Source organism: Collinsella sp. AM10-26, from assembly GCF_003472525.1.
Classification (GTDB): Bacteria; Actinomycetota; Coriobacteriia; order Coriobacteriales; family Coriobacteriaceae; genus Collinsella.
Genome location: NZ_QRMC01000002.1, coordinates 98,584 through 117,930, shown reverse-complemented (window position 1 = coordinate 117,930; position 19,347 = coordinate 98,584). Strand labels below are relative to the sequence as shown.

Annotated in this window: 13 protein-coding genes and 1 tRNA gene; 4 read left to right on the top strand and 10 right to left on the bottom strand. The window is 60.6% G+C overall.

The annotated features are described in order from the left end of the window. Positions 1–90 precede the first annotated feature (90 nt). From DW123_RS02125 to DW123_RS02100, 6 genes are all read right to left on the bottom strand, one after another. Entirely contained in the window at positions 91–1,455 is a 1,365-nt protein-coding gene (locus tag DW123_RS02125; RefSeq protein ID WP_118273057.1) for a PFL family protein, read from the bottom strand. Between the two features lie 108 nt (positions 1,456–1,563). Continuing rightward, complete coding sequence (locus DW123_RS02120; protein WP_233540117.1) at positions 1,564–4,131, bottom strand: homocysteine S-methyltransferase family protein; 2,568 nt, start codon at positions 4,129–4,131, stop codon at positions 1,564–1,566. Then, entirely contained in the window at positions 4,121–5,137 is a 1,017-nt protein-coding gene (locus DW123_RS02115) for a DUF4928 family protein (RefSeq protein WP_117734637.1), read from the bottom strand. Before DW123_RS02115 ends, DW123_RS02120 begins: the two co-directional genes overlap by 11 nt. Then, on the bottom strand, positions 5,097–6,257 hold the full coding sequence (locus tag DW123_RS02110) for a DNA cytosine methyltransferase (protein ID WP_117734636.1): 1,161 nt from the start codon (positions 6,255–6,257) through the stop codon (positions 5,097–5,099). The genes DW123_RS02115 and DW123_RS02110 overlap by 41 nt, the downstream gene beginning before the upstream one ends. Before the next feature lie 109 nt (positions 6,258–6,366). Continuing rightward, entirely contained in the window at positions 6,367–7,158 is a 792-nt protein-coding gene (locus DW123_RS02105; protein ID WP_118099244.1) for a hypothetical protein, read from the bottom strand. Beyond that, positions 7,158–8,030, bottom strand: coding sequence for a methylenetetrahydrofolate reductase (locus tag DW123_RS02100; protein WP_118273056.1), 873 nt, complete (start codon positions 8,028–8,030; stop codon positions 7,158–7,160). The genes DW123_RS02105 and DW123_RS02100 overlap by 1 nt, the downstream gene beginning before the upstream one ends. 498 nt (positions 8,031–8,528) lie before the next feature. On the opposite strand from DW123_RS02100, the gene DW123_RS02095 reads away from it, so the two are divergent. Beyond that, the gene (locus DW123_RS02095; protein ID WP_117734633.1) at positions 8,529–10,616 is read left to right on the top strand and encodes a glutamine synthetase III; all 2,088 of its coding nucleotides are present in this window, start codon (positions 8,529–8,531) and stop codon (positions 10,614–10,616) included. Positions 10,617–10,847: 231 nt separating this feature from the next. Here DW123_RS02095 and DW123_RS02090 read toward each other — a convergent pair. From DW123_RS02090 to DW123_RS02070, 4 genes are all read right to left on the bottom strand, one after another. Then, positions 10,848–10,924 (bottom strand) — tRNA-Glu (locus DW123_RS02090). 299 nt (positions 10,925–11,223) lie between these two features. Beyond that, positions 11,224–13,401, bottom strand: coding sequence for a MurT ligase domain-containing protein (locus DW123_RS09700; protein WP_233540118.1), 2,178 nt, complete (start codon positions 13,399–13,401; stop codon positions 11,224–11,226). Between the two features lie 45 nt (positions 13,402–13,446). Then, positions 13,447–14,490 (bottom strand): hypothetical protein, encoded by a 1,044-nt coding sequence (locus DW123_RS02075; protein ID WP_117734632.1) that lies wholly within the window; start codon positions 14,488–14,490, stop codon positions 13,447–13,449. Continuing rightward, positions 14,490–15,566 carry a hypothetical protein gene (locus DW123_RS02070; RefSeq protein ID WP_118273055.1) on the bottom strand — a complete coding sequence of 359 codons (1,077 nt, stop codon included), beginning with the start codon at positions 15,564–15,566 and terminating at the stop codon, positions 14,490–14,492. The genes DW123_RS02075 and DW123_RS02070 overlap by 1 nt, the downstream gene beginning before the upstream one ends. A 500-nt stretch (positions 15,567–16,066) precedes the next feature. Here DW123_RS02070 and DW123_RS02065 point away from each other — a divergent pair, with 500 nt between their 5' ends. From DW123_RS02065 to DW123_RS02055, 3 genes are all read left to right on the top strand, one after another. After that, a complete protein-coding gene (locus DW123_RS02065; RefSeq protein ID WP_117734630.1) occupies positions 16,067–17,281 on the top strand; it encodes an iron-containing alcohol dehydrogenase in 1,215 nt (404 codons plus the stop codon). Positions 17,282–17,357: 76 nt separating this feature from the next. Further along, positions 17,358–18,458 carry a glycerol dehydrogenase gene (locus DW123_RS02060; protein ID WP_117743787.1) on the top strand — a complete coding sequence of 367 codons (1,101 nt, stop codon included), beginning with the start codon at positions 17,358–17,360 and terminating at the stop codon, positions 18,456–18,458. A 287-nt stretch (positions 18,459–18,745) separates the two neighbouring features. Continuing rightward, positions 18,746–19,267: a nitroreductase family protein gene (locus DW123_RS02055; protein ID WP_117743788.1), complete on the top strand. Its 522-nt coding sequence runs from the start codon at positions 18,746–18,748 to the stop codon at positions 19,265–19,267. Positions 19,268–19,347 lie beyond the last annotated feature (80 nt).

Here is a 19,347-nt window from a genome sequence, read left to right as displayed (position 1 = left end):
CTTAATGTGCTCTCCGTGCGAGTCAGGACTGTTCGAGCAGGCGACCTTATATATTTGCCCTCCCCGGGGCTCCTCGCCCGAACCCCTCAGCTAGTTCTTCAGCGAGTTCAGCGGTGCCGGGAAGCGTCCACCGCGATGGGCAAGCACGGTGCCGGCGTTGGGGTTCACCGGCATGATGGGTGCACGGCCGAACAGGCCGCCGTACTCGACGCAGTCGCCCACGCCCTTGCCAATGGCGGGAATCACGCGGACGGCCGTGGTCTTGTTGTTGATGACGCCGATGGCCATCTCGTCGGCGATGATGCCGGCGATGGTCTCGACCGGGGTGTCGCCGGGGATAGCGATCATGTCCAGGCCGACGGAGCACACGCAGGTCATGGCCTCGAGCTTCTCGAGCGAAAGCGCACCGGCCTCGACGGCGGCGATCATACCGGCATCCTCGGACACGGGGATGAAAGCGCCGGAGAGACCACCCACGCTGGAGCTGGCCATGACGCCGCCCTTCTTGACGGCATCATTGAGCATGGCGAGCGCGCAGGTCGTGCCCGGGCCACCGCAGGTGCCCACGCCGATGATCTCGAGGATGCGCGCGACGGAGTCGCCGATGGCAGGCGTGGGAGCCAGCGACAGGTCGACAATGCCTTTCTCGACACCCAGACGATGGGCGGCCTCGCGGCTCATGAGCTCGCCGGCGCGGGTGATCTTAAAGGCGGTCTGCTTAATCTTCTCGGCGACCTCCATCATCGATGCGGAATCGGGCAGCGTCTCCAAGGCTGCGGCCATAACGCCGGGGCCCGAGACGCCTACGTTGATGACGGCGTCGGCCTCGCCACCGCCGTGGACGGCGCCCGCCATAAACGGGGAGTCCTCGACCATGTTGGCAAAACAGACAAACTTGGAGGCGCCAACGGAATCCTGGTCGGCCGTGAGCTTGGCGGCGTCGATGATGGTCTGGGCGGCCATGAGCACGGCATCCATGTTGATACCGGCGCGCAGGCTAGCGACGTTGACGCTGGAGCAGACGCGGCTGGTGGTAGCGAGCGCCTGGGGGATTGACTGGATGGCGCGGCGGTCGGCGTCGCCGATGCCCTTCTGGACGAGTGCGGAGAAGCCGCCCAGGTAATCGATGCCGAGCGTCTCTGCCGCGCGGTCGAGGGCATGCGCGATGGGGGTGAGGTCCTCATCCTTGCAGCACGCGGCGATCTGCGCCACCGGGGTGACGGAAACGCGCTTGTTGACGATGGGGATACCGTACTCGCGCTCGAGGTTCTCGGCGGTCTCGACCAGATGTTCAGCCGTGTGCGTCACGTGGTCGTAGATTTTCGTGCACATGCGGTCGAGGTTCTCGTCACCGCAACCCATGAGCGAAACACCCATGGTGATGGTCCTGATGTCGAGGTTCTGCTCCTCAACCATGCCGCGGGTTTCCGCGATTTCTGCGGGCGTGATCGCCATCCTTGCGCTCCTATCTGCCAAAACGAGCATAATCTTTTCTATTCTAACGTGCCGCACGTGCCAAGTGGCGCGTGCGGCACGTTTTGGTGCGGGGTTGTTTCCGTTGTGTTACCGCCCAAAGACCTCTTCGGCGATACGGGCGCTTTCGGCGGCGTCCTTGGCGTAGTAGTCCGCGCCGATCTGCTTGGCGTATTCGGGGGTGAGTACGGCGCCGCCTACGATGATCTTGACGTCCGGCACCTCGGCATGAAGCAGCTTGATGGTCTCTTCCATGGCCACGACCGTGGTGGTCATAAGCGCCGAGAGGCCGACGAGCTTGATGTCGCGCTCCCGCACGGTCTTGAGCACCTCTTGCGGGTCGACGTCGCGGCCTAGGTCGAAGACGGTATAGCCGTAGTTATCGAGCAGCATCTTGACGATGTTCTTACCGATGTCGTGGATGTCGCCCTTGACGGTGGCCACGCAGATTTTGCCCTTGTCGGCAATCTCGCCGGCGGGCATCAGGCGCTTGATGGTGTCAAAACCCACGCGCGCGGCCTCGGCCGAGGCCATAAGCTGCGGCAAGAAGAACTTGCCCTGGTCAAAGAGGACGCCGACCTCGTCGAGGGCGGGGATAAAGTGGTTGTTGATGAGGTCCATGGCGTCGTGATCTGCCAGCAGACGCTCGGTCTCGGCCGCGATCTCGCCTTTGCGGCCCGAGACGACCATGCGACGAATCGGGTCGTCGTTGCCGTCGGTGCCGGCGGTGCCAGCGGCGGGCGCGGCGTCGGTCGATACCGCCTGGGCCGCCGCCGGGTTCGCGGCGATCTTGTACGGATCGGTCCAGCCGGCGTAGCGCTCGATGTATCCGGTCGAGCCCTCATCCTCAACGCTCAACACGCGATAGCTGTAGACGGTGTCCATAAAGCGCTTGGAACCCGGGTTCATGATGGGGGCGTCCAGGCCCGCGCCAAAGGCGGCGGCCAAAAAGACCGAACCCAGGAGCGGCCGCGCGGGCAGGCCAAAGCTGATGTTCGACACGCCGAGCGCGCATTTGACGCCCAGGCGCTCCTTGCACAGGGACATGGCGCGCAGGATCTGTTCGGCCTGGCGTTGATTGGTCGAGGCGGTCATGACCAGGCAGTCGATGAGGATGCGGTCCGGGCCGATGCCGTAGCGCGCGGCCTCGGCCACGATGCGCTCGGCGATGGCGAAGCGAGCCTCGGCGGTATCGGGGATGCCGCCCTCGTCGAGCGTGAGGCCGACGACATTGGTGCCGTAGTGGGCGACCAGCGGAAAGATCTCATCCATAATCTGTTGCTTGCCGTTGACCGAGTTGATGATGGGTTTGCCGGCGTAGCGGCGCACGGCGGCCTCGACGGCGGCGGGGTCGGTGGAGTCGATCTGCAGGGGCAGCAGCGTGGAGCCTTGGAGCTGCTCGGTCGCTTGCTGGATGACCTTGACCTCGTCGATCTCGGGCAGGCCCACGTTGACGTCCAGGATATCGGCACCCTGCTCTTGCTGGCTGATGCCCTGGCTTACGACGTAGTCCAGGTCGCCGTCGCGCAGCGCTTGCTGCAGGCGCTTTTTGCCGGTGGGGTTGATGCGCTCGCCGATGACGGCGATCTTGTGGCCGTCGCAGGGGAGGTCCACGACCGTCTGGGCGCTCGTGACCGACATACTGGGCTTGCGATGGCGTGGGCTGGGCGTGTGGTTGTCGATGAGGGTGCGAAGTGCCGCCATGTGCGTGGGCGTGGTACCGCAGCATCCGCCGACGACGCTCACGCCGTCCTCGATCATGCCGGCGACGGCCTCAGCGTACTCGGGTGTCTGGACATCAAAGACGGTGTTGCCGTTGTCGTCCACGCGGGGGAGTCCCGCATTGGCCTGCACCATAACGGGCTTGTCGGTAACGGTGAGCATGCGCTCGGCGAGCCCGCGGAGCTCGGCCGGTCCCTGACTGCAGTTGATGCCCAAAACGTCGGCGCCGATGGCGTCGAGCGTGATGGCGGCGACCTCGGGGCTCGTGCCCAGGAAGGTGCGTCCGTCTTCCTCAAAGGTCATGGTGGCAAAGACGGGCAGGTCGGAGTTCTCGCGGCAAGCGAGGACCGCCGCCTTGATCTCGGCCAGGTCGGTCATAGTCTCGATAATAAAGAGGTCGACGCCCGCAGCGACGCCGGCGTGCACTTCCTCGGCAAAGAGGTCGTAGGCCTCGTCAAAGCTGAGGGTGCCCAGGGGGCGCAGCAGGGCGCCGATGGGGCCGATGTCGCCGGCGACGTAGCGGGCGCCGGCCTCGCGGGCGCAGGTGACGGCCGCGGCAAAGACGTCTGCCACGGTGGCAGCACCGTCGAGCTTGTGGGCGTTGGCGCCAAAGGTGTTGGCGGTGATCACGTCACAGCCAGCCTCGACATATTGACGTTGGATATCGGTGATAACCTGGGGCTCCTCAAAGTTGAGCAGCTCGGGCAGAGCGCCCGCCTTCATGCCGGCGGCCTGCAACATGGTGCCCATGCCGCCGTCAAACAGCAGGTGCCCCGTGCCCTCGATGGCCGCACGCAGGCGTTCATCCTTAATGTGCAGGTCGTCGATCGTGCGCGTCTTGTACGCGGCGCCGTTGCGACGGGCAGCATCAACAGGCGCCGCCAGTGCAGCGCCGTCAGAATCATGGGTGATAAGTATGTTTGAGCTATTCGCCATGTGCGTCCATTTCGTCTAGAGCCCACTGAGGGATTTCTATTTGTAGGGATTTGTCGGGCTCGATGTCTTCGATTCGTTTGTTGTAGTAGACAAGAAGTCGTGCAACATTTAATCGAATTAGGCTTCGCTTGTAGAACGATAATTCTTCAATATTGATGCCAATAAACGATTCGAGCGCGATAACCTGTACGCAATCGCCGAGCCCCTCACTTTCGAACAGTCCGTAAGCGAAGGAAACTTTATTGCGGGGGACAACAACGATGGGCCGAATGCCATTTCGAATGTTATCTCGGCATCGATCGGTCAATTTGGCCATCGGCGATACAGTTACATGAAATGCAGCATCATTGATTTGGAAATCGCCAGAACGGTCAGTCTGCTGGTCAGCAGCGTTTGAGTTGTCCTTTCCGATTTCTATGGTTGGAAATAACATTTCAAGTTTTGCACCTACCAGGTGCTGTGCGACCGTGCCTGTTGGTTTATCGGATCGCAGGCTTGCTTCGGCCAGGATATCTTCGACAATGGCAGAAATTGGTTTTTGAAGATCGATTTCGACTTTGATTCTCTGCCGGTTGAAGAAGTCGACCTGGATACGCTCGACGAAGAAGTTGGCGATTGCATTCGCAGCTTCAAGACGAGCGTCTTCACAAGTGTCGCTGGGCAGGGTAGAGTTGATGATCGCGGCAAGCTCAAGCGCCATTGGAAGCGTGCCGCGTGAGGTCCTGCCGCCTTCTGATGCGAAGGCGCGCGTTTCCCCATGTCTGGCTAAAACTGTTTTGATGCATGCCCCACTTAGGCCTCGTACTTGGCTCCCCTTGTCCGATTGCACGTAATCGTTGGTGAGCGGGAAACGGTTTTGCAACAGCTCGCTTATGCCTATGCCAACCGCCATGACGTTGCGGTTGACATTGCCTCGCTTGTTTCGCTTGGATTCGTACCAGAGCTCAATGGCATTCAAGACGTTTTTATTGGGCTCGCTCAAGGAGTAATTTGCCATTTCCATCATCGCTCACTCCATTCCTTGAAGACATTAACGCGGGCTTGACTGCATTTTTTATAAGCCAGGTGACAACTGGCACGGCAACTGCATCGCCGAATGCATAACGAATCTGAGCATCCGAGAAGCCGCTAAATTGATATGAGCCGGCACCTTGGAGACGAGCATATTCAGTTCCAGTCATCCAGCGAACTTTTAACTTTCCGTTTTCGCATATAACGACTGCCTGTCTTGATGAGCCGCCGCGAGCCGTTCTTAGGCATCCGGCAATTTCCTCTTCGCGGATTTCCCAGCGTACAACGCCCGACCGCGTGCGACGATAAGCAGTGCGAACAATTTTTGCACTGGCATTTAAGAAGCGCTGAAGGCGATCTTCTTGATGTGGCGCAAGTGAATCGGTAAATGCTTGCACTTGGTTCTTGTCCCACCAACGCTTGTCGTCCTCGGGAATATTTTCAACTACCGTTGCGAGGCCTGTCATGCGAAGTGGACTCGGCTCGTTTAGGTGAGAGATGTGTGTAATGAGCGAAGGGTCGGAGTGAATCCAGGAGACCTTTTCAGGTCGAAGCGAGGAATCGAGTCGGCTGTTGGGAAGGGGATTTTTTAATCCGACGACAAACATGCGGGGGCGAGACTGGGGAAGCCAGTGCCGTGCGTCGATAAAATAGGCATCGCATGAATAGCCCAATCGATTAAATTCCTGGCAAACGAGTCTAAAGTCATCACTGTTATTAGACGTCGCAAGGCCGATGACGTTTTCGAGAACAATTGCCCGCGGGGCGCGATCGCCCATTCCTTCGATGGCCTTAATAAAGCCAAAGAACGCACTAGACTCTTTGCCAGAGATAAGCCCCTCCCGGTTCCCCGCGAGAGATAGGTTTGTGCAAGGGCTTGATGCCCATGCGATGTCGGCTTGGGGTATCAGGTCGGGATCGAGTGCGTGGACATCCTGCTCGACTAGATGTTCATCGCCCCAACGCTGGCTGTACATGGCGCATTTAGTATGGTCTATGTCGTTTGCCCAGATTGTTTTGATTCCGGCTTTTGCCATGCCGGCACGAGCCAGGCCAATGCCTGAAAAAAACTCAAGCGCGGTAAGTTGTGGCGAGAACTGCAGAATGTTGTGCATGTACTGGCTTTCAGATAGTTGTTATTTGGCCTCTTATGGTACTTGTTTGCGAGGACATCTGCTTACAAACGGATGCGATTCCCTCGATACCGAGCCATCAATTGACATTTTATTCAGAATACGAATAGCAGGTGGTGTGGGCGGCGCGGAAGCGGCAGTGTTCGCGCATACGGCAGATATTGCAGGTGGGGCGGGTTTGGGCGTCGTGGACTTCACCGTCGAACAGGCCAATCACCGCGGTCACGCTCTTGGTGGGCATGAGCAGGCTGGTGGGTGTGACGGTGAGTCCAATGAGGCGCGTGGCGTTGAGCGCATCCACGATCGAGCGCTGAGCCGAGAGCGGGCAGTCGCCGTAGCCGGGGCTAAAGCGCCAGTTGCCGGCGAGTCCGTGTGCGGCAGCCGCAGCCTTGACCTGCTGGTCCATCTGCTCAACGGCTGCCTCAACATATGCCGAGCATGCGGCGTCGAGCACGGCACCTTCCAGAGGCTGCTGGGCTCCGGTGGTGCGCAGACGGCGCTCGGCGGCCATGCCGAGGGTGCAGGCCATCAGCGCGGCCATGCGGGCGTCCTTAAGGTGGCGGTAGATATCGCGACCCCGCAGCTCGACATTGGAGCCAACCAGGCGGATACAAGGTTCGCCCTGCTCGTCGACGCCCGTGGCATCGACGGCAAAGACGCGACGTACACCGCGTGGCTCGATATCCAACTCCAGGCGCTCGACCACAAGCTCAATGCGTTGCGACAGTTCGGGCTCGATCTGCTGGCCGCCGTAGCCCAGATAGCGAAGCATCTCGGCGCGATCGACGCGGGGATGATGGGCAGTGTCGACACGGTAAAGCGCCGGCGACGCAAGGTCAGCCGGTACTTCGACAGTGGTTGTATCGATATGCGGTTTTTCCATTACCCTAGGCGCTCCATAATGGTCGCGGCGATCGCAGGACGATTCATAGTGTACAGGTGCAGACCGTCGGCACCGTGCTCTTTGAGGTCGCAAAGCTGGCGGGTGGCATACTCTACACCGGCTGCCTGCAGGCTCTCGGGGTCGTTCTCGTACTTGGCGAGAATCTTGATGACGGGGGAGGGCAGCGACGCTCCGCACATAAAGACCATGCGGCTGATCTGGGACTTGCTCATAAACGGCATGATGCCCGCGGTGATGGGCACCGTGATGCCCGCTTTATCGGCAAGCTCGCGGAAGCGGTAGAAGCACTCATTATCAAAGAAAAGTTGCGTCACAAAGAAGCTTGCGCCGGCATCCTGCTTTTGCTTGAGGTATTCGACCGAGAGGCTGAGGTCCTCGCAGGCAATGTGGCCCTCGGGGTAGGCCGCAGCGCCCACGCAAAAGCCGGCGTCGACGAGCTCGGGGATGAGGTCGCGGGCGTAGGCGTATTCGGAGGCGGGCTTGTCGTCCTCGGTCGCGCCGGCAGGGAGATCGCCACGCAGTGCCAGGATGTTATTCACGCCGGCGGTGCGGTACTCATCGATCTTGGCGGCGATATCGGCATGCGTGCGGCCGATGCAGGTGAGGTGTGCCACCGAGGGCGTATCGAATTCGCTCGTAATCATATGCGCGATGGGGGCGGTGGTGGCGCCGTTGCCCGAGCCGCCGGCAGAGCAGGTGACCGAGACAAAGCTCGGCGAAAGCTTGCACAGACTGCCTGCCACCTTGCGAGCCGTATCGAGGGTGAGCTCGCCCTTGGGCGGGAACATCTCAAACGAAACGGGCACGGTGCCCAGGGATGCCGCCTGCTTAAAAACCTCGTCGACGCGCATATCGTGCTCCTTTAGATACTTTAGTGCGATGTGTTGTAAGGATTCTACAGCACCGCTGCGCCACGCTGGAGTTTTACTTGCCATTTGGGAATACCAATCGAAGATGCTTCGCTATCGTCATTCCCTATAACAACGTAGCTCATTTGGGACGTGCCTCTATGCCCATCAACCAGCTGCCCAGGGTAGTCTTTTTGGGACGGGGCTTTTTTAGCTACCCTATGTCAAATATTGCCTTGAGCTTCGAAGATACCGGATGGGTAGCTAAAAAAGCCCCGTCCCAAAAAGACTACCCTTAAACCATACGGGGAGGTCTGCAATTTATGCAGTTCGTTGGCTGTTGAGGGTGGTAATAATCCTGTGTTGCTGTAACCTCATTGATTGGTTTCGTGACAGCAACATAACGGTAATGTCGCGGAAACACGGCGAGTCTAAGCTAAGGCTCGTTCGTTAGTAATCAACACCGCTTCTCACGCGGTGCCGATACGAAGGGAGTTCCGTATGGCCGAACTTACTGACCGCTTCGGGACCATGGTGTTCTCTGAGGAAGTCATGAAGGACTGCCTCCCCAAGGACATTTGGAAGCGCCTTGCTGCAACCCTCGAGGGCGGTGAGCCGCTCGACCTGGATGTGGCCAACGCCGTTGCCCATGCCATGAAGGTCTGGGCCATCTCCAAGGGTGCTACGCACTACGCGCACTGGTTCCAGCCGCTTTCGGGCATCACTTCCGAGAAGCACGACAGCTTCCTCGAGCCTAACCACGACGGCACCGCCATTACCAAGTTTACGGGCAAGAACCTCATCCAGGGCGAGCCCGATGCCTCCAGCTTCCCCAACGGCGGCCTGCGCGCCACCTTCGAGGCCCGTGGCTACACCGCTTGGGATCCCACCAGCCCCGCCTTTATCAAGGACGATGTCCTGTGCATCCCCACGGCTTTCTGCTCCTACACGGGCGAGGCCCTGGACAAGAAGACCCCGCTGCTGCGCTCCATGACCGCGCTCTCGCGTGAGTCCAAGCGCGTTTTGGCGCTGTTCGGCAAGACGCCAAAGAAAGTCGTTCCTTCCGTGGGTGACGAGCAAGAGTACTTCCTGATCAAGAAGGACGCCTACCGCAAGCGCAAGGACCTGGTCATCACCGGCCGCACCCTCTTTGGTGCTGCCCCCTGCAAGGGCCAGGAACTCGAGGAGCACTATTTTGGCGCTATCCGCCCCACCGTCTCGGCCTATATGAAGGATCTGGACGACGAGCTGTGGGCGCTCGGCATTCCCGCCAAGACCAAGCACAACGAGGTCGCTCCCTGCCAGCATGAGCTCGCCCCCGTCTACGGTGAGGTCAACGAGGCCATCGACCAGAACTTGGTCATGATGGAGAAGATGAAGCTCATCGCCTCCCGCCACGACCTGGTCTGCCTGCTGCACGAGAAGCCGTTCGAGGGCATCAACGGTTCGGGCAAGCACAACAACTGGTCGCTCGGCACCGAGTCCGAGAATCTGCTCGATCCGGGTGACACCCCGCTCGACAACCTGCAGTTCATCGTCTTCCTCACCGCGGTGATCGAGGCCGTCGATAACTATCAGGAGCTCCTGCGTGCCTCTGTTGCCTCGGCCGGCAATGACCATCGTCTGGGCGCCAACGAGGCTCCTCCGGCGATTATGTCCATCTTCCTGGGTGACCAGCTTACCGAGGTTGTCGAGAAGATCATCGATGGCAAGGCTTCCGTCCATGCCACGCGCGGCGTGCTCGACCTGGGCGCCGATACCCTGCCCAAGCTGATGCAGGACAACACCGATCGCAACCGCACCTCCCCGTTTGCCTTCACCGGCAACAAGTTCGAGTTCCGTGCCTGCGGCTCCGAGCAGAACGTCTCCGACTCCAACCTGGTGCTCGATGCCGCCGTGGCCAAGTCGCTCAAGTCCTTCGCCGACGCGCTTGAGGGCACGCCCGAGGATAAGTTCCAGGACGCCGCGCTCGAGTACTGCAAGAAGGTCCTGACCGATCACCAGCGCATCCTGTTCTCTGGCGACGGCTACTCCGATGAGTGGCCCGTTGAGGCCGAGAAGCGCGGCCTTGCCAACAACAAGACCACGGCCGATGCCCTGCCCGCCTTTGTTTCCGATAAGGCCATTGCGCTCTTTGAGGAGACGGGTGTCCTGACCAAGGCCGAGGCTCAGTGCCGCTACGACTGCAAGCTCGAGAAGTACAACAAGCTCATGAACATCGAGGCCACCACGATGGTTCGCGAGGCACGCCGTACCTATCGCCCGGTCATTACCGCCTATGCCACCAAGGTCGCTAAGGGCCTTGAGGCTATCCGTGCCGCCGGCGCCGAGGCCGCCATGCAGTGTGAGCAGAACACGCTCAACAAGCTCTGCAACGGCATCACTACCATCAACGACTCCATCAAGGCGCTCGACGCCGTGCATCAGAAGGCCGAGGCCCTCGATGGCCAGGAGCAGGCCAACGTGTACGCTCACGAGGTTGTTCCCGCTATGGATACGCTGCGTGCCGCCGTGGACGCCATGGAAGAGATCGTGGCTGCCGACTACTGGCCGGTTCCGACCTACGATGACATTCTGTTCTACGTGTAACAGACACGTTTGATTTTGCGCGCGAAGGGGGTCTCGCCTGTGCGAGGCCCCTTTTTTGCTGCTCAGATCTATTATGGACGTGCTGCCGGGCAAGCGTTTCGTGTGAGGCATCTCAAAAGATGTAACCTGTTTTGGCGCACATTTGGCGCACATGTGCCGAAACGAAAACAGGCCAAGATGAAAAACGAACCCGCACGACTTAACATCGCGCGGGTTCGAACAAAATGCAAATGGTGCCCCCAGCGGGATTCGAACCCGCGATATCCACCTTGAAAGGGTGGCGTCCTTGGCCGCTAGACGATGGGGACAGCGGGAAAGAGTATAGCAGACTTTTTTGCCGGCGCGTATATCGTTGGCAAACTGGAAAACCACCACATAGGAGCTGGCTCTCTATCCCGATTTTCAAACATCTCAATCTGTAACATCTGGGCTGATAAATCGGCTCTATGTGTTACAGATCGAGACAAAAGGCAGGCGTCGGGACGAACATCTCATTCTGTAACAGTAAGACGACTTTTAACGGTCTAGATGTTACAGATTGAGACAAACCGCTGGGACGGGTCAAAACCACCACAAAGGTGCCTGTCCCCTTTGTGGTGGTGGGGTGCTAGGGGAGGAGCTTCATCGCGGCGTCGTGGGCGGCGTGCTCGTAGGTGTCGTCGAGGGGTTTGAGCGGCAGCAGGGCGGCGGCCTGTGCGTCGCCACGGCGCTCGAGGGCGTGGGCGATGAGCCAGTCGGCGAGCTCGGGGTTCTTGGGCAGTGCCGGTCCGTGTAGGTACGTGCCGATGACACCCTTGTAGATGAGACCCTCAAAGCCATCGTCGCCGTTGTTGCCGGTGCCCGTGACGACGGACGTTCCAAGCGGCGTGGCATCGGCGTCCAAAAGCGTGCGGCCGCCGTGGTTCTCGAAGCCAACAAAGGGCTCGGGCGCCAGGTCGGTCTTGACGGCGACGTTGCCGATCAGGCGGTCGGAGCCACGCACAGTCTCGGCGGCAATGACGCCCAGGCCCTCGATGCGATTTTCGCCCATATAGTACGAACGGCCGAGCAGCTGATAGCTGCCGCAGATGGCGAGCAGCGAACCGCCGTCCTCAACATAGGCTGCGACCTTGTCTTTTTGGGCGAGCAGCTCGTGTGCCACGGCTAGCTGGTCGCGATCGGATCCGCCGCCCATCATGACGATATCGGCATGATGCAGATCGAGCACCTCGCCCATGCGGACCTCATCCACGCGGACGGGGATGCCGCGCCAGGCGCAGCGGCGCTCGAGGGCGATGACGTTGCCGCCGTCGCCATAGAGGTTGAGGGCATCGGGATACAGGTAGACGATGCGCAGCGGGCGCGAGAGCTCGACTGGCGCGACGCCAACGGGGACGGCACTGCCATTGGTGCACTTTGCAGCGTGGGCGGCAACCGTAGCCGCATCGGTGTCTTTAAGTCCGTCGAGCTCCTTGACCAGCGGTGGAAAGGCCGTGTAGTTGGCGACGGCGTAGAAGGTGTCATCGGCGGCCTCGTCTGCCACGGCGCCAATTGCCTGCGCGACGTCCGAGATAATCGCGGCATCGATGCCGGCGTACTTGAGGCGCACCTGCATGTCGTGCGCGCGTGTGCCTCCGGCAAAGGCGACAAGCCCCGTTGTGTCGGCGATGCGCTCAAAGTCGACGTCGTAGATCCACGATACATCGTGGCCGTCGGCATCGTTGTCGTTGAGGAAGAAAGCGCAGAGTCTGCCGCCGGCCGTCTTGATGGACTGGATCTGGCGATCGAAGCCTACGGGATTCTTAGCCAGGTTGGCCTCGACGGTGCGGCCGGCGATATCCCAGCGCCCCATACGACCACCGGCGGGCACATAGGCATCGAGCGTAGGCTGCAGAAGCGCCGCGTCCACGCCCAATTCGTGCGCGGTAAAGAAGGCGGCGGCAACGTTATAGACCATGTACAGGCCGTTGTAGCGCGTGGCGATGTGTACGGCAGCAGCGTCGGGCGCAGATCCAAAGACCAGGTCAAAGCCGTAGCCGTCGCAGCCGAGCTCCACGCCCGTCACGCGACGGACAAGCCCAGGGCGGGCCCAGCCGCACGAGGGGCAATGATAGGCGCCAAGTTGCCCGTACTGCACATAGTCGTACTCCAACGGTGCGTTGCACTGTGAGCAAAAACGTGAGTCGCTAATGCGGTCGGACTCGGTGTTGGTGGCGCCGTCGATGCCAAAGGCGATGCTTGCATTGGGAACGCGCGCGGCAATCGCGGCACACAGCGGGTCGTCGGCGTTGTAGATGAGCGTTGTTGCCGGAGAGAGCTCCAACGCATGGGCGATGACGTCTTGGGTATGGTCGATCTCGCCGTAGCGGTCTAGCTGGTCGCGGAACAGGTTGAGCAGCACAAAGTACGTCGGCTTGAGCTTGGGCAGAACGCGTACGGTGTAAAGCTCATCGCACTCAAAAACGCCCACGCGCTTGCCGCTGGCAGTGTGCTTAAGGTCGCCGCGGGCCTCGAGCAGCGCGCCCACCACGCCCGGCTCCATGTTGTTGCCGGCGCGGTTGCATACCACGGTAGCACCGCTGGCAGCAACGACGTCGGCGATGAGGTTGGAGGTGGTGGTCTTGCCGTTGGTGCCGGTGATCACTACGCTGCGGTCGACAAGGCCCGCGAGGTCGCTCAGCAACTCGGGGTCGATCTTCATGGCGATGCGGCCGGGGAGTACGCCGCCCTGGCGCTTAAGGACGGAGCGCAGTCCCCAGCGAGCGATATCGCTCGAGGTGCAGGCAAGAGATGAGCGGAGGTTCATGAAACCGTTCCTAACGTAAACGACATGGTCGGGTCGAGTGCGTCACTAAAATCCGTAGCGGCGCGCAAATTCCTGGGCAAGCTGCGACACGTCTTCGCAGGCATTGGCCCAGGGGGCAAAGTCGGGGGTGTCCGAGATAATGCCGTCCGCTTCCCAAACGGCCTGGTGCGAAAGATCCCAGGGATCGCGTGGCTCGGGTCGGCAGGGAAGGTACGGTGTCTGGTACATGGGATTCAGCAAGAAGAACGCGCCGCCCTCGCAGCGGTTAGCGAACTCACGCAGCGCACGCGCCGCCGGACGCATCTTGTTCGTTTTGAACAAGAGGATCGTGCGGGCGAGCAGGTACCAGGGGGAGTTCTCGAGTGCATCGGCCCCCACCTGTTCCTCGAGCTGGTGAGCCAGGGCAAAAAAGCCGTCCTGGTCTTCCAGGCGAGCGAGGGCGAGCAACACGGTGCCGGCAGCTCGGGTGGGATAGCCTTCTGCCTTAAGGACGCGGCGGGCGTAGTTGGCGGCAGCGCGGTAGCGGGCGCTCGCCATGCACAGCTGCGAGATGGCCTCGAGCGTGTGGAGCCACCCGATAAGTGCCGGCTCGCTCACGGTGAGATCTGACGCCGTCACACCGTCCGTCAAAACCTTGTTGGCCCAGTAGTGTGGGGCCTCCATATCGAACCCGGGCACGCTTTGTTGGAGGTAATCGGCCGTGGTCGCCTCGAGCTTCATCAGGTCGCCCAGGCAGGCGTCAACGGGCGTGTCGGCCAGGATGATGGCGAGCAACTGGGCATCGACGGCAAGCGCATCGATACGGACGATCTTGAGCAGCTCATCGCGCATATCGTCGAACAGGCGGTTGCGCGTCTGCTCAAACTCCTCGTCGCTGCCCATGTCCTCGATGCGATGGAGCTCGTCGAGCAGGTGGCAGTGAACACCGGCATAGGACAGCAGTGCCTGGGCATGCTCGGACTGCGCATACTTTTGGGGATTCGCGCTAATGTCGTTATGGACAAGCTCGCGTGCTGCATCGGTGAGCTCGGGGTGCGACGCCAGATAGGTGCGCTCCAAGTAGGCGGGGATGTAGACGCTTGGATCCATTAGAGGTTCCCTCCCTTAAATGGAAGCCCCTGCTCGGCTGCGCGCAGGATGCGCTCGTCGATCTGGGAACGCACGATGTCGCTGGTGGCGACCCAGGCGGCAAAGCTGGCGTTGTCGGGAGCGCCCAGGCCCTCCTGCAGCACCGGCGTCGCCTCGGACAGTGCAAGGACGAGCTCATCGGTGGAGCCCACGCCCACGTTGACGCGGGCATAGACGCCATCGGGAAATTCGGTTTGGAAGTAGAGCGCCTCGGCGGCGTGCGGGCATGAGCGTGCAAGAATGCGCAGGTAGTGCTCGGCACCCTCGTAGCCTAGCTCGCGCCAGGCAGCGCTCATCAGCGCGATGAGCGTCCACGGGTCTAAGTCGCGCTCCGCGTCCTTGGGACGACGGCGCAGCGGCGTGTTGGCGAGATAGGGGACGGAGTGGGCGGAGCGAAAGCGCTTGAGCTCCTCGGCGGGGTATTCGAGCTTTGCCATGGCGAGCATCGCGGTGTGGCGGACACCTGCGGGGTCGTTGGGCGCAAAGTCCAAGCTGCGATTCGCTGCCTCCAGTGACATGCGGTAACGGCCGCTAATGAGCGCGCGCGATGCTAAGGCGGCAAGCCAGCGCAGGTAGGGACGGCGGGTCAGGTCGCCTGCAGCCTCACGCTCGTAGGGGTCTTGCGCCGAGGCGATCTTGAGTGCCAGATCGTGCTCCACCTCGTCGCACTTGGACACCAGATACTGCACGTAGTCCTCGTTGGAGTCGGCGGTGAGTGCCGTCAGCATGCGCTGGGCATCCCAGTTGGCCGGATCGAGTGCGGCCGCCTCGCGAAGCATGTTCTCGGCAGCTGCCTCTTCCTGCTCTGCCTGGGCATCGTCAGGAATAAAGGGAATGCGGTAGTCGACGGCCTCGACCACCTTGGCAATCAGATGCCCGGCGCGGTCGCGGTCGTGCACGATGAGCGGCGCGGGGTTGCGGGTGAATTGCTCCATCAGACGCTCGACGGCGGGGCCGTCGGTGAGCGGGATATTGTCGCGGCGCAAGGCCTCAAGAACGAGGCGATGGCAATTCTCTTGAATGGGATCGAATGCCATGGGGCCTCCTTTGCTGCGGTTAGGGTTCAAATATCTCTATATAAGGTTCTAGTTTACCCGCATGTGGCACACCGGGGGTGCCGCACTTGGACTTGCACCTTTGCACCACGAAGACGGATGTCACACAAATGTCGGCACCTTGGACGACCGAGTGGTATCACGGTGCCGCAAACGGTCGATTTTTGGCGGCGAACGGTGCATATTTTGGAGGGGCACAGTCCTGCCCGGGATATGTAGTCAACCTTGATAAAACGTTTGCCCAGCTTGGGAGTATGGATGCCGCACAAGGGTCTTCAGGGATAGAAAAAACGTTTCATCATTGGCGGCTTTAGGTGAATAACTGACCAACCAGAACGGTAAAATAGTGTTTGTCTGAGCGTTGAGACGTTTAGACATTGCGCATTGTCATCGCCGGCAACGCGCAAAATGGTCCTAACGGAGCCAATCGGGTGCTCCGTTATATACGCAAGTCTAAGAGGGGCTTGTTTAGGAGGCACAGTATGGGACGTTTTACCAATCCTCGCGATCTGTACTTTGGTGAGGGCGCTCGTCACGAGGTCAAGAACCTCAAGGGCAGCAAGGCCATCATCGTGAGCGGCGGCGGCTCCATGCGCCGCGGCGGTTTTCTGCAGGACGTCGAGGCCGACCTTAAGGAGGCCGGTTTCGAGGTCAAGCTGTTCGAGGGCGTCGAGTCCGACCCGTCCGTCGAGACGGTCATGAAGGGCGCCGAGGCCATGCGCGAGTTCGAGCCCGACTGGATTGTCGCCATTGGCGGCGGCTCGCCCATCGATGCCGCTAAGGCTATGTGGCTGTTCTACGAGTATCCCGAGGAGACCTTCGAGGAGGCCGTCGTCCCGTTCTCCTTCCCCGAGCTCCGTCAGAAGGCTCACTTCTGCGCCATCTCCTCTACCTCCGGTACCGCTACCGAGGTCACCGCGTTCTCCGTCATCACTGACTACGCCAAGGGCATCAAGTACCCGCTGGCCGACTTCAACATCACCCCTGATGTCGCCATCGTCGACCCCGAGCTCACCTACACCATGCCTGCCAAGCTGTGCGCTCACACCGGTATGGACGCTTTGACCCATGCCATCGAGGCCTATGTCTCCACTGCCGGCTCCATGTACACCGACGCCAACGCCCTGCACGCCATCCGCGAAATCGTCGAGTGGCTGCCCAAGTCCTATGCTGGCGATCATGAGGCTCGTCAGCACATGCATGACGCTCAGTGCATCGCCGGCATCGCCTTCTCCTCGGGTCTGCTGGGCATCGTCCACTCCATGGCTCACAAGACCGGTGCCGCCTTCTCCGGCGATCATATCATCCACGGTTGCGCCAACGCCATGTACCTGGGCAAGGTTATCCAGTTCAACGCCAAGGATGCTCGCGCCAAGAGCCGCTACGCTTTCATCGCCAAGGAGATCCTGCATCTCGCCGGCGAGACCGAGGACGAGCTGGTCGAGGCTCTGGTTCAGGAGATCCGCGACCTTAACGACAAGCTCGATATCCCGCAGGGCATCAAGAACTACGGTGCCAAGGGCGTGAAGGCCGACGAGTCCATCATCGATTACGATGAGTTCGAGGCCAAGAAGCACGACGTTGCCGCCAACGCCATCCTCGACGCCTGCACGGGCTCCAACCCGCGCCAGCCGTCCCAGGAGGAGATGGAGCAGCTGCTCGAGTGCGTCTACACCGACACCCCGGTTACGTTCTAATCAGTTCGCCTTGTTCTGATGAGGGGCTCCGCACACAGCTGTACGGAGCCCTTTTTCTTTAGAGATTGGGATTAACATGGCTGCAATTTTCAATAGCCCCAGCAAGTATATCCAGGGTCCCGATGAGCTTGCAAAGCTCGGCTCCTACGTTGAGCCGCTCGGCGGCAAGGCCCTCGTCATCGTGACGCCTTCGGGCAAGAAACGTGTCGGCGCCAAGATTGAGGGCGGTTTTACCGAGGCTAAGGCCGAGCTGCTGTTTGAGGACTTTAACGGCGAGTGCTCCAAGGGCGAGGTCGATCGCCTGGTTGCGCTCGCTCGCGACAACGGCTGTGACATCATCGTCGGCGTCGGTGGCGGCAAGATCCTCGACACCGCGAAGGCCGTCGCCTATTACCTGGAGTCCCCGGTTATCATTTGCCCCACCATCGCCTCGACCGATGCACCGTGCTCGGCACTTTCGGTGCTCTACACCGACGACGGCCAGTTCGATAAATATCTCTTCCTTAAGGCAAACCCCAACATTGTCCTTATGGATACCACGGTCATCGCCGCAAGCCCGGTGCGCCTGACGGTGGCGGGCATGGGTGATGCGCTCGCAACCTACTTTGAGGCTCAGGCGACGCATGATGCCGACGGCGGCACCTGCGCCGGCGGCAAGGGCGGTATGGCCGGCTTGGCGCTCGCCAAGCTCTGCTACGAGACGCTCATGGCCGATGGCGTCAAGGCCAAGGTCGCGCTGGAGAAGGGCGCGCTGACACCTGCCGTCGAGCATATCATCGAGGCCAATACGCTGCTTTCGGGCATTGGCTTTGAGAGCTCCGGCCTTGCTGCCGCGCACGCCATTCATAACGGCCTGACGCTGCTGCCCGAGTGCCACGGCATGTACCACGGCGAGAAGGTTGCCTTTGGCACCATCGTCCAGTTGGTGCTCGAGGACGCCCCGACCGAGAAGCTCGAGGAAGTCTTGGGCTTCTGCATCGAGCTGGGTCTCCCCGTTACGATGAAGGAGCTCGGCGTTGCCGAGTTTACGCGCGAGCAGGCCATGACCGTTGCCGAGGCCGCTTGCGCGCCCGAGGACACCATGTGCAACATGCCGTTTGAGGTGACGCCCGAGATGGTCGCAAACGCCATTCTGGGTGCCGACGCGCTGGGCCACTACTACCTCATGGACGAGTAGTTCAGGTGAATAGTCCAATCGACGAACAAGGGGCAAGGCCGGCAGCGGCTTTGCCCCTTGTTGTATTGGTGCAAACAAACCTGACCCCCATGCACCAAGTGGTGCAAAGGGGTCAGGTTTGTTTGCACCAGTTTGTTTGTCCGCTAGTGATGGATATGCCGTCTTGTTTTAGACCCCTTGCCTATTGAGGGCAATTTGAGGAGCGATTTCTATCCGCTGAGGATATACCAGCTCGCATGCCTCCGGTCCACAATAAGGGTGGCATTCTACCGACAAAGGAGGACACGATGGCTTTAATGGACATCTTGATGAAGCGCCGCAGCGTTCGTTCGTATACGGGTGAGCCGGTGAGCCGCAAGGAGCTCGAGAAGATTCTGGCGGCCGGTCTCATTGGTCCCACGGGCAAGGGCAAGAAGCCGTGGCGTTTTGTGGTCGTGACCGACCCCGAGAAGCTCGAGGCTCTCTCTGATATGCGCAAGCCCGCCCCGGCTGCGTTTAAGACCGCCGGTGCCGCTATCGCGGTTTTCGGCGATCCGGGCGTGTCCGATACCTGGGTGGAGGATTGCTCCATCGCCATGGAGAACATGCATGTTATGGCCGATGATCTGGGTCTGGGTAGCGTGTGGATCCAGAGCCGTCTACGCGAGGCCAACAATGGCGGCGCTTCGAGTGATTACGCACGCCAGGTGCTCGGTGTCGAGAACGGCTATGAGCTTGAGGCTGTGCTGCTCGTGGGCCGCATCCACAGCCACCCCACCTATCATACCAAGGCCGATGTTGACTGGTCGTTTGTGACCTGGGACGAGTAAGCCAGTCGACAGCCCAGCCGGGCAACTTGCAAGGACATAAAAGAGGCGGGCTCGCCGGGAAACCAACCCGACGAGCCCGC